This window comes from Curvivirga sp. (assembly GCF_965219885.1).
Classification (GTDB): domain Bacteria; phylum Pseudomonadota; class Alphaproteobacteria; order UBA8366; family Aestuariispiraceae; genus Curvivirga.
On record NZ_CBDCOT010000009.1, the window covers coordinates 812,398 to 824,013 of the forward strand.

Genomic DNA, 11,616 nt, shown 5'->3' on the forward strand with positions numbered 1-11,616 from the left:
GACAAAATCAGTGACCCCAACACAGGTCGATGGTGTTTAAACTTTGTCAGCTGCACGTCTTGAGGAATAAAAAACCTCGAATAAAAAACATCTCCCGCAATATAGGCAGAAAGTATCGTTTTTAATTGTATCGAAAGTCGGTAAAACCGTTTATTTCGGCGGCTCAAAAGGCGCGCTGACATTTTCAATGCCTTGCCATACGGCCTTTTAGGGGGCAAAGTCAAACAAAGACTGCACCAGAGGCTAGAGATAATTTGGAAAAACTTTGCTTCCAGAGGACTCTCCCAAATCTACAAAACGGCTCAAAAACCATAATATCATTTAAAATCAACAAGATAAAAAAGTACATCTATTAGATTTTACGCAAGTCCAACCCAAAAAGCTGAACTTGCATTAAGCTTACCTTAATTCGCTTTTTTCACCAAGAATAAAGACATGAGAAACATGCCCATCATCATGACTATTTAATATAATGCTTCTTATATCGATTTGACATGCGCTCCGTCTCAACAATGATACAAATATCTGTTGTATCGAATTGCTGATCAACCACAGCACCATCACCAACGACAGCACCCGCACGTAAGTAACCTTTAATCAAAGGCGGTGCAGCCTTAATAGCACGTTTTGGATCAATTTCTTCCATTGGCATCCAATTCATCGGCACATACTGATTTGGCAATGCACGAGGGCGAATTTCCAGACGCGCCATATGGAAATGATGCAGATAGGACAATGTTTCACGATACATATCGATCTCAACACCTTGGAAGCTTGCGCAACCAAACATGAAATCAATATCATATTGCAATACATATTCCGCCAAGCCACGCCACAATAAATCCATTACCTTTTTATTACGATAATCTCTGTGGACACAGGAGCGACCTAATTCCAATAAATTTTTCCCGGTACCAACAAGCGCGCCAATGTCATATTCATGGGAGGTGTAAAATCCACCCAATTTATTCGCATGTGTTTTACGCAACAAACGATATGTCCCAACGACTTTTTCACCTTCTGCATGATCATGATCGATCACCACAAGATGTTCTGCGACGGCATCAAATCTGTCACGATCCAAACGCATGATTTTAGCCGAAGAGGATGGCGTTGCATTCCCTTCTTCATAAAAAACTTCATAACGTAATTGTTGGGCGGCATAGATAACTTCCGGATCTTCAGTAATGGAGATTTCTAAATTCCCCATTCGGATTGGCTCAAAGCCGGAAACATCTGCAAAAGTATGACCTTCAGGCATATACTGAAAGTCTGCATCTAGAATAGCCATAAATCTTCCTCCATCCCGGGAGCGCTCCGTGTTGTTGCGTTCCCTTCTTTAAAGAAAGATTTATGCCCATTTTGTTTTCGTTATGTGGCAAAAATATAACGGTTTGGTTAAAATCGACCAAATTCCACTCCGCAATCCCGATTTTGCCCCGAAATTAGCGTGCTTTTTTACTATCTAGCGGCACGCCATATAATTCGAGACGGTGATCCACCAGCTTGAAGCCTAGCTGTCGGGCCACCTCTTCTTGTAACTTCTCAATGGCTTCATTATGAAACTCTATCACCTCTCCCGTCTCGACGTTAATCAAATGATCGTGATGATCTTCTGATACTTCCTCATAACGGGCACGACCGTCACCAAATTCATGCTTTGTTAGAATATTCGCTTCTTCCAACAAACGAACAGTCCGATAAACTGTCGCAATAGAGATGCCGTCATCAATCTCAACAGCACGTTGATACAATAATTCAACATCCGGATGGTCAACAGATTCAGACAGCACACGTGCAATTACACGGCGTTGCTCTGTCATCTTCAAGCCTTTTTCCTGGCAAAGACGCTCGACACGTTGCGGATCAACTGTGGTATTAACTTCAGACATTCTTAAATCATCCATTTCTATATAAAATTTTTTGCGTCAGACTACTCTTTGTTCGGATATTTTCAAGACCGGGTTAAAAAGACTATCGAGTTCCTAATCCAATTTTTTTCGCCAACTTGGATCGTTGTTTAGCATAGTTAGGTGCAACCATCGGATAATCAGCTGGCAGCCCCCAACGTTCTTTATATTCTTCCGGGGTCATATCATACGCTGTTTTCAGATGACGCTTCAACATTTTAAGCTTTTTTCCATCTTCCAGACAAATAATATAATCCGGTGTAATTGATTTCTTAATGGGCACAGCAGGAATGGGTTGATCATCATCAATCGTATCCCCACCTGACCCTACATTGGCTAGGGTAGAATAAACTTGTTCGATCAAGCCAGGTAACTCTTCCGCATTCACAGAATTGTTAGATACATGTGCAGCCACAATTTCAGAAGTCAACTCTAACAAGCTATCAGAAGCATCCAGTTTTGGCGTATTTTCTGTCATTTCATACCCTATGTAAGAAAGTTTGATCTTCTGATCATATAAGTAATCAATTCTTTATTGCAATAATACTAATCTAGATTTGCAGAAATTCCAACTAAAGACCACCTTAACTTTCACAATTACTTGTGGATATCTTTTGTCACATAATTTTTATTGTAATTTCTTCCACAAATTATAGGCATCAACACGTATGCCACCTGCGCGTTTGTAATACCCTTTTCGACGGGAGAGCTCTTCATATCCAAGTTTTTTATATAGCCTTTGGGCTCCTTTGTTATCAGCTGCGACTTCCAGAAACATTTTTTCAGCCCCTTGCGCTTTCGACTGAGCCTCCGCCGCTTGCATTAAAGTAAAAGCGAGACCTTTTCCTTGTGCCAGCGGGTCAACAGCAATGGTCAATATTTCTCCTTCTTCAAATAGACTACGTGCTAGAACAAACGCCACCAGCTTCTTTGACGCATTATCAATCACGCGATATCCAAAGGCGCCCTTCATGCGCAATAAGTCCAGTAAGGCGGCTTCCCCCCATGGTTCAACGAAGGCATGACTATATACATTCGCTGCTTCTTTGAGATCAGTCTTTTGCAACACATTTAATTGATATGGAGATTGAGGCATTAGCGACCAGCAGTTTTAAACAGGAATTTTGGCTTAGGTGGCGTTGCATCCGGCGGACGTAGATATAGGGGTGCGGGCGCAATTTCAAAAGCTGCCTTTCCCATAGAGTTGTATTTACTCATAGCAACCTGACCAAAGATACCAGCATCAGGTTGGCTATTCTTAGATCCCAGTTCAAATTCGAAATCCGCCACAACTGATTCCCGCACTAATCTTTCGACACCATCACCACAAAGAAAAATCTGTTTTCCATTGGACAGAGTTTCAAACTTTTGTGCGATAGAAGATGCCAAAAGCGCCTCTGGCTCTCCCAAAGGCATTCCATTGCGATCAAAGAATTGGATATAGTAATCCATACGTTTGGTTTCGATAACCACAGCTACAAGAACCCCCTCAAAACTCGATAAGTCTTGCGCAGCAAGCAATGCTTCCATCGTTGTTACACCTACTAACGGTTTCTTGATCGCAAGAGCTAATCCACGCGCGGCTGATAGACAAATGCGAATACCAGTAAAAGCACCAGGCCCAACTGTGACGGCCAACACATCCAAATCGGAAAAATTCGTGCTAGATTGGGTCATCACCTTCGCCACAAAGGGCATTAGATTCTCTGATTGACCCCGTGGCATATCTTCAAACTTATGTGCTAAAATCTCATCATCCTGCCAAACAGCAGCGGAACATGAGGCACATGCACTATCGAGAGCCAAGAGCAAAGTCACAATGAATAATCCTGTCTATAAAGTCTAAAAATCGAACCCGTTAAGAATACGTATTTGCCCCAAGGATACAAGAGAGCCTATAATGGCTTGATTCTATAAGATTTTTTCTATTCACAATTCCTGAAAATTCAGGCAATATAGTTGCGTTGCAACATAAAACATTTTTGAGCCAACCATGAAGTCTAAATTTTTCCTTCTTTGCACCTTTTTATTAGGTCTTTTTTCAACATCCTCTTTTGCCGCTGAATTCAATCATTCAGGGGTTGCGATCATGTATCATCGATTTGGTGAGAATGATTACCCATCGACGAATATCCGTGTAGAGCAATTAAAAGAACATATACAGGAACTGACTTCCGGCAAATATAACGTAATGCGCCTAGATGATATGATGGCAGCGTTACAAAAAGGTGAAAAGCTTCCTAATCGCAGTGTGGCTATCACAATTGATGATGCATTTGTTTCAGTCTTTAATGTGGGCTGGCCTATGTTTAAAGAAGCAGGCTTACCAGTGACTTTATTCATGTCCGCTGGGCCTGTTGACCAAGGTCAGTTTGACTATATGACTTGGGATCAAATTCGCCAAATGGCGGCCGAAGGGGCAGATATTCAAGGACATAGCCTTAATCATTCCCATTTACCCCTTTTATCAACAAAGCAAGCTTTTGCAGAGATCGAGGAAGATCATGCACGCATTGCTGAAGAATTGGGTAAAACGCCAACTCTATTTGCCTACCCTTACGGCGAAACCAGTAAAGAAATAATGAACTACGTTCAGGAACTTGGTTATAAAGCCGCTTTTGGACAACATTCAGGTGCAATGACACCGATGCATAACCAATTTTACCTACCACGTTTTCCTGTAAATGAACGTTACGGTGAATTTGATCGATTTAAGATGTCCATCAATGCAGTAGGTTTGCCTGCTACAGATTATTTACCAATGGATCCATTGCTTTATGCAACTGGTCCAAAATCAGAAAACAACCCGCCCCATATTGGATTTACGCTGCCTGCTGATCTAAAACGTGCAAATGAATTAGCTTGTTATCATTCTCAAGTTGGTAAGATTGAAGATATGCAGCGCATTGGCAGCCGCCGTATAGAATTACGCTTTGATGAGAAATTCCAAAAAGGCCGTACCCGCGTCAATTGTACATTACCTGCAGGTGACAATCGTTGGTATTGGTATGGGATGCAATTCTTTACGAAATAAAAATAAAGCCCATAAGAAATTTACTCTTATGGGCTTCTTTATAGATCAAACCGCAAAAAAACTTAATTCAAACTTGCCAGTTTTGTATCACCTAATTGTGCGCCATCAAAACGTGCCATCTGATTGCTATTAATGATATTTTGCAACAGATAAACATATTCCATGCCTTTTTCAGAGTAACGCTGCAATCCCATAGTCAAATCCAGCCCGGTTGCATCAATACCTTGTTTACGTAAATCAGCGCGCAAATTACGTAATTCACGATAGGCGCGATTTGTATTCAGATTATGTACATAGGCCACAACAGAATCTAAAGGTGATTCAAAAGATTTGATTTTATGGGTTTTACCTTCTTCACGACCATCTGGCACAATACCTTCATCGCCCCAAGTCCACTGACCAAATAAAGCATTACCTTGACGGGCAAAACGAGATGTACCCCAACCACTTTCAATCGCGGCTTGCGCCATCGCCAAAGAAACCGGCACCACATCAACGCGCTTAATCAATTCAGCCATATCAACTTCGTCTAGACGATAGCTTTTCGCGATATTTTCGAGCCAGTTCTGGTCAGCTTTCGCAATCACCTCACCTTTTGCCTGTTTATCTGCAATAGACAATAAACGTGCACGATCACGCTCAATACGTTCATTGGAAAGCAATACCAATGGCAACATCATTTTCATGAATAAGGCTTTACGGTCCTGCACCACTTGAATGCTATCCATATCATCTGGGACAGCATCCGGCCAAATACGCGGTACGGTGTAACCATTTGTTTCCAACTTATCGATACTATAGCCGATCTGTTGAAATTTTTTCTGTAATTTCTCAACCGTATGCGTCGCAAGTTTTTGTGGCTTTTGCGCCGCCTCTTTTACCTCAATTGTACTGGTCACAGCCGGTAAAGGAGCATCAGGTTGCAAGAGGCCAACAACGGCCAAGCCCACACCAAATCCAACAATCACTGTAAAAATCCAGGAACGCTTTACCGCTTGAAAAAGATCAGCTGGTGTTAACTCACCGGATTTTCGACCCGTCGTATTCAGGTTCATACTCATGGTTCTATACACAAATTGCAGATGGGTTTCATGATATTAAAAGATGCAAACGCATCCTTTATAACTTCAATCCCACGGACATTATTTTGACTAAATAATGCTCCCACCCGACTACTGTTTTACCTTTGAATTCCATCAAGAATATACCTTCCCTTGGATTTCAAAAACGACAGCATTTACAAAAGAAACAGACCCTCTCAAGGTCAATTTATTCAATATCTATGTATTATTAACAGATCATATACCACATAAAGTATATAGTTTCTACATCTAATCTGCTTATCTCTTCTCTTATATTAGCAATTTTAGCCATAAAAGATCATGCCGTCTACAGGACTCTTTGCCTAACAACAGGAATAAGAACCTATCAACTGACAGCATCAGGAATTTGATCAAATTTTTGGAAAAAATGCTTAACCGGCTGGTCGAACTTCAACCACTTCCGGAATATAATGGCGTAACATATTCTCAATACCCATTTTTAAGGTAGCGGTCGAACTTGGACATCCGGCGCAAGCGCCACGCATGGACAAATAAACCACACCTTCTTCAAATCCATGAAAAACGATATCACCACCATCTTGGGCAACAGCTGGACGGACGCGCGTATCCAATAACTCTTTGATTTGGGCGATAACTTGATCATTTTCACCATCACCCGCAGGGGTTTCTGCATGATCTGATTCTTCAACAACGGCTGAACCCGCCATAACAGGCTGTTCGGTTGTGAAATGTTCCATAATTACGCCCAAAATAGATGGCTTCATCACATACCATTCTTTTTCGTCTTCTTTTGTGACTGTCACAAAATCATGTCCGAAAAAGACACCAACCACACCTTCAACACCAAAAAGGCGCTCCGCCAATGGAGATTTTTCAGTAGCTGCCTCCAAAGACGTAAAGTCCGCTGTGCCTTGTTCTAAAACCACGCGGCCCGGTATAAATTTCAACGTTGCAGGGTTGGGGGTTTGCTCTGTTTGAATGAACATCGAGAAATTCCTTAAATTCCATCTTCTGTCGCCAATCCAATCATTTGGGAATAATTTCCCTTAGGGTTGGCAGACTATCATTTCGCTTGAGCAGTAAATAGGGCTTATGCGGTTCAATTTCAAGGAAAACCGCATTTTAACTTGTGATATATTGTCGTGAGCTTATGGAAACAATTGCGTCAAAATAACCTAACTCACTGTCAACGCATCGATTTCTTCATCCGATAAATTCCCCGGCACAATCGTAAATGGTGTACGCATCCTAGCGCGTCCTTTACCAGTTAGGTGATTAATCACATGGTCATTTGACGCTTTCTCAGCGCTTGTTGCCAAAACAACAATCGAAATGGTTTCATCTTCTTCCAATAAATCAAACAGCTGATTAGCTCTATCCCCTTCGCGCATATAGATAATCGGATAGCTACCGCATAAATCATTCACAGTTTCTGAAAGTTTTTGCAATAAAGCTTCCGCTTCTTCACGCGCTTCTTCTTTCATCAAGGCTTCCACGCCTAACCAATGGTGGAATTCCGCATTATCCTGCACATGCAGTAAAGCAACCATACCACCTGTATGTTTGGCACGAAGACTGGCAAATCGAAGGGCTTTTGGCATTTCTGCACTATCATCCACAAGAACCAGGAAAACCCTAGGTCGGGCTTGAAATTCCTTTCTTGCATGGAAATCCCCTATGTCTACCGAGGCACCCGTCTCATCTGACATAACACTCTCCCTCAGGCTAAATATTTTATTTCAAAGCCTTTTATATTTTTTGCTACTTAGAAGTTTATCAGCAATTTTTTTCCGATCAAAGAAAAAAGAACCAAGAAACTATTTCAAAAGAACATTAGAAATTTCACGAAGTTGAGTTCTAGCACGAAGCAAATAGAAACCCTGCCCTGCCAAATGGCTAGGCATGATAAAACTATCCGGCGCTGCATTTGTCACCAGTAACGGGTCCATACTTGCTGCTTCTTGCAAGGATAAGAGCATCTGATCCCAGGCCTTGGTAAGTTTCCGCTCTTCAATCACATTCGCATAATCGGTTTTTAAACCCTTGAGAATGAAATAATAGGCATAAAGACGCCCTTTGGTGCGGTAAAACACATCATCGGTATCAAAAGAAAAGGCCGATAAATCTTGAATAGTACTATCAATCACGGCAGATGCAGATCCTAAATCCGCCGTTATACGATCTATTGTCGCAAGCAGGTTATCCCCACGGCGTTCAAAAATCGCCTCGCCAGCGGCAAGACGTCGATTATAATTTTCAAACGATCTAACAGCTAACATATATTGTTGCGCAGAAGATCTTTGTGGCAACCAACTTTCTGAAATATCATAAACCCAGACATCAGGTTTATATTTAAACAAGCCCGCCGCTTTATCCAAATCCTCATCCACCTGTGATGATCCACGTACACGGCCAATTTGATCCGACATTTCAATCGCGAAGCGACTAATAGCCGAAACCATACCTTTTTGGAAATTTGGCATATTATCTAAAGCTGCGCCGGGCATAAAAAATGGATCCATCGCTGTCCATCGATAATCTTCAATTTCACGACGCATCAAGCCTGCTGCATTTGCTACAGCTTCGGATTCTCCGGGATTGAGGATCGGTGTGTAACCTAGATTATCATCTACCTTATGCACGATCATCATGCCAATCGGATAATAAAGCCCGATCACCAGAACAATCCCGATACCAATCGATTTAAGTAATTTCTTATCACCACTTAGTCGGTCACGAAGAGACGTGAGTGGTTGAAAATCAACCCACCAGTCTTTGATATTTTGCCAAATATTCATCATACATTAGGAAATAAGTAAGATCGCTTTATCTTTCAAGTCTCTAATGCATCGATATTGATGAAAGCACTAAGAAGAAGATGTTTTCTGTTTCAATTCTTCCGAACCTGCTGCTTTTTCATTTTGATGTTTCTTGCGCTTTTCCCGCATCACACTATCCAAAGCGGCGTTATACAATTGCTTACCGCCAAAGCTAGTGCCGGAAATTGGCATAAAGACCGATTTACGTTTGATATTATTTTCAGTTCTGACACGCACCAACATACGTAAAGCCGTGAAGCACGCTAATGTAACCGCAACAGTTGCCGTATAGTAGAATAAACCTATTGGTCCAAATAACCCCATAATCTGACCAGCAGCAATTGGACCAATTGAGGCGCCAATACCATAAGCAACCATAACGCCAGCCGCCACCTGCACTCGCATATTTGAATCTGCCATATCATTAAGCTGGGCAGCTGATAAAGGATAAACTGTATAGGCAATTCCTCCATAAACCGCTGCCATAGCAAAAAGCGCAATTCCGGCATTTTCAGCAAAACTGACCATGATGGTGGACATGCCAAAGGTGGCCGCTGCCACAACAATAATCACGGCACGACGATCAAATCTATCCGACAAGCGCCCGACAGGATATTGCATTACCATCGCCCCTAATACGAAACAGGCCATCAAGGTGGAAATATCTGATAGCTCCAACCCCATTTCCTTACCAAAGACAGCCCCCATGCCATTCACAGCCGCATTCATTAATCCTGCTGTACAGACACCAATCAAGCCAAGGGGGGAAATCTTGAACAGTTTTGGCATAGATAAACGGATCGCAGGCTGCGGTGGTGGCGCTTTTGATCTCGTTAACAGGATCGGTACAAGTGCCAGAGACAAAATGATGGAAGCAATAATAAATAATTCTGTATTTTTTGGATCATCCAGCAAAATCAGAAATTGTCCGATACCAAATCCCAAATAGTTGGTGATCATATACATAGCCATGATCTGTCCGCGGTTGGAATTTTCCGAATTCCCGTTTAACCAGCTTTCCACAATCATGGTCATACCGGACAGGCAGAAACCTGCCATCAAGCGCAAGATAAACCAGAAAACCGCATCAATCCATAATACGTGACTTAATACTGCCACCGACATAATAGACGCTAAAGCAGCAAAGGCGCGAATATGCCCAACGGCACTGATAATCCTGATGGCGTAAACAGCCCCAATCAACATCCCAAGGAAACTGCCAGCCATGATAATACCAGTCGTTTCCGTACTGAACCCTTCCAGTCGGCTACGCAAACCAAGCAATGTATTGAACATACCATTTGCGGTAATCAAAAGCCCAAAACTTAACAGAAGGGCAATAACGGGGCGGATGATAGACAACATCGCATCGAAACTTTCAAGCAATTCAAATATCTAAGCCAGTTTCCGCTCATTTAAAAAAATAGGCAATGACTTAATTGAGGAATATTAGGCACAGCTATAAGTCTGAATCCTGAAACATCAGCTCACTATTAAATAGAACAAAAAGTAAATATATTGACAAAAATATATTTATTTACTATATGTTCTCAATAAATCAACCCAAATGAAGGAATATTATATGGTTTCAACCGATGTTGAAGCGCGTGAATTGGCGCGCTTAAAGAAACTAATGAAGAACCCGTCCTATTGGCGTGACCGTGACCCAGCTATCGTAAAGGCTGTTACCAAAGGGTTTGAAGACCTCTATGATTCCCCGAAACAGAGTGAATCAGAAGCCTCTAAACTTAAAGACTTACCTGAAGCCCGTCAGGGACAAATGGCCAATATCTTGGGCCTAAATGGTTTAACGAATAAAAGAGATACATATATCGCGCATCTTACACCGGGCGAAATTGTTCTGCCTCTTTCCGCCCAAACAGAAGAGGTTATGGCTCTGATCTCGCAAACACTGGGCGAAGATCTCCCCATCTACACCGTCGGATCCGGCAAAGAACAAATCAACCCCGAAAGCGGCCTGCCAGCCTTCGCGGACTATAATAATTACATTCGTAATCGTGCTGAAAACTTATTCAATGAGTCTATCGATGATATAGAGAACGGCTTGGTGGACGCCCAAAAAGCACCTACACGTTGGCATTATGAAGATCGAGAAAAATTAAATCGCCCGTTACCTAACAGTCCAGCACAAGCAAAAACATGGGGATTTAAAAAATACTCACAGGGTGAAAGTATTTATCACCAAGACAAGAAAGGAAAACCTGAAGATAAATACGGCCATCCTGACGGTCGGGAAGTGGTTTTTAACGGTGATACAGGAAAAAAGATTACTGATCCTTCCATTAAGGGTACATATAATTATGTGTATTATCCGCCTTATACCGAAGATGTTGGTGCTGTAGAGAGGACAGCACGGTTTTTTGGGCATCTCGGCACCGATGTTATACCGTATGAGCTTTGGGGAACGCCTCGAAGGAAATAAAGAATAACGTATCACTATGAGGTATTTACCTCATAGTGATGTACAAAATATGAAAGCGCTAAAATGAAAAATAAAATTTTAATTTCTATTCATATCGCAAATATCTTATGCATTTTCCTATTTGCCTTTAATAAATTCTCAATTTTGAATCAATTTATGTTTGATAAAGATTTTTATGCAGATAGCTCTTTTGGGATTTTTATCGGAAGCCTTGTACTTTTTGGTTTATCTATAACATTTTTTTGCCAAAAAAAATGGAAGCAGGGTCTGTATGTATTATTGTCGTTTTTTGTTTGGATACTGTTATCTGGAAACCTAATGGTTATTATCACGTAATCGTCTATTT

Annotated in this window: 12 protein-coding genes; 2 read left to right on the plus strand and 10 right to left on the minus strand. The window is 41.6% G+C overall.

The genetic code is table 11. The features are described 5' to 3' along the window. Positions 1 to 460 precede the first annotated feature (460 nt). From ACOQOA_RS09260 to tsaB, 5 genes are all read right to left on the minus strand, one after another. Entirely contained in the window at positions 461 to 1,291 is an 831-nt protein-coding gene (locus tag ACOQOA_RS09260) for a GNAT family N-acetyltransferase (protein WP_420548358.1), read from the minus strand. A 154-nt stretch (positions 1,292 to 1,445) separates the two neighbouring features. Then, positions 1,446 to 1,892: a Fur family transcriptional regulator gene (locus ACOQOA_RS09265; RefSeq protein ID WP_420548359.1), complete on the minus strand. Its 447-nt coding sequence runs from the start codon at positions 1,890 to 1,892 to the stop codon at positions 1,446 to 1,448. Positions 1,893 to 1,974: 82 nt separating this feature from the next. After that, positions 1,975 to 2,388, minus strand: coding sequence for a MucR family transcriptional regulator (locus ACOQOA_RS09270; RefSeq protein ID WP_420548360.1), 414 nt, complete (start codon positions 2,386 to 2,388; stop codon positions 1,975 to 1,977). A 150-nt stretch (positions 2,389 to 2,538) separates the two neighbouring features. Continuing rightward, positions 2,539 to 3,006: a ribosomal protein S18-alanine N-acetyltransferase gene (rimI, locus tag ACOQOA_RS09275; protein ID WP_420548361.1), complete on the minus strand. Its 468-nt coding sequence runs from the start codon at positions 3,004 to 3,006 to the stop codon at positions 2,539 to 2,541. Continuing rightward, positions 3,006 to 3,728, minus strand: a complete 723-nt coding sequence (gene tsaB, locus ACOQOA_RS09280) for a tRNA (adenosine(37)-N6)-threonylcarbamoyltransferase complex dimerization subunit type 1 TsaB (protein WP_420548362.1) — start codon at positions 3,726 to 3,728, stop codon at positions 3,006 to 3,008. Before tsaB ends, rimI begins: the two co-directional genes overlap by 1 nt. Before the next feature lie 271 nt (positions 3,729 to 3,999). Between tsaB and ACOQOA_RS09285 the strand changes: the two genes are divergently transcribed. Beyond that, positions 4,000 to 4,944: a polysaccharide deacetylase family protein gene (locus tag ACOQOA_RS09285; protein ID WP_420548363.1), complete on the plus strand. Its 945-nt coding sequence runs from the start codon at positions 4,000 to 4,002 to the stop codon at positions 4,942 to 4,944. A gap of 62 nt (positions 4,945 to 5,006) precedes the next feature. Here the strand turns inward: ACOQOA_RS09285 and ACOQOA_RS09290 are convergent, their stop codons facing one another. The 5 genes from ACOQOA_RS09290 to ACOQOA_RS09310 all read right to left on the minus strand — a co-directional run bounded on the left by ACOQOA_RS09290 (position 5,007) and on the right by ACOQOA_RS09310 (position 10,213). Beyond that, positions 5,007 to 6,005, minus strand: a complete 999-nt coding sequence (locus tag ACOQOA_RS09290; RefSeq protein ID WP_420548364.1) for a glucosaminidase domain-containing protein — start codon at positions 6,003 to 6,005, stop codon at positions 5,007 to 5,009. A gap of 413 nt (positions 6,006 to 6,418) precedes the next feature. Next, positions 6,419 to 6,994: a NifU family protein gene (locus tag ACOQOA_RS09295; protein WP_420548365.1), complete on the minus strand. Its 576-nt coding sequence runs from the start codon at positions 6,992 to 6,994 to the stop codon at positions 6,419 to 6,421. A gap of 189 nt (positions 6,995 to 7,183) precedes the next feature. Further along, complete coding sequence (locus tag ACOQOA_RS09300) at positions 7,184 to 7,717, minus strand: universal stress protein (RefSeq protein ID WP_420548366.1); 534 nt, start codon at positions 7,715 to 7,717, stop codon at positions 7,184 to 7,186. Between the two features lie 108 nt (positions 7,718 to 7,825). Continuing rightward, complete coding sequence (locus ACOQOA_RS09305) at positions 7,826 to 8,809, minus strand: DUF2333 family protein (protein WP_420548367.1); 984 nt, start codon at positions 8,807 to 8,809, stop codon at positions 7,826 to 7,828. A gap of 66 nt (positions 8,810 to 8,875) precedes the next feature. Further along, positions 8,876 to 10,213 (minus strand): MFS transporter, encoded by a 1,338-nt coding sequence (locus ACOQOA_RS09310; RefSeq protein ID WP_420548368.1) that lies wholly within the window; start codon positions 10,211 to 10,213, stop codon positions 8,876 to 8,878. A 196-nt stretch (positions 10,214 to 10,409) separates the two neighbouring features. On the opposite strand from ACOQOA_RS09310, the gene ACOQOA_RS09315 reads away from it, so the two are divergent. Next, positions 10,410 to 11,270, plus strand: coding sequence for a hypothetical protein (locus tag ACOQOA_RS09315; protein ID WP_420548369.1), 861 nt, complete (start codon positions 10,410 to 10,412; stop codon positions 11,268 to 11,270). The last annotated feature ends 346 nt before the right edge of the window (positions 11,271 to 11,616 follow it).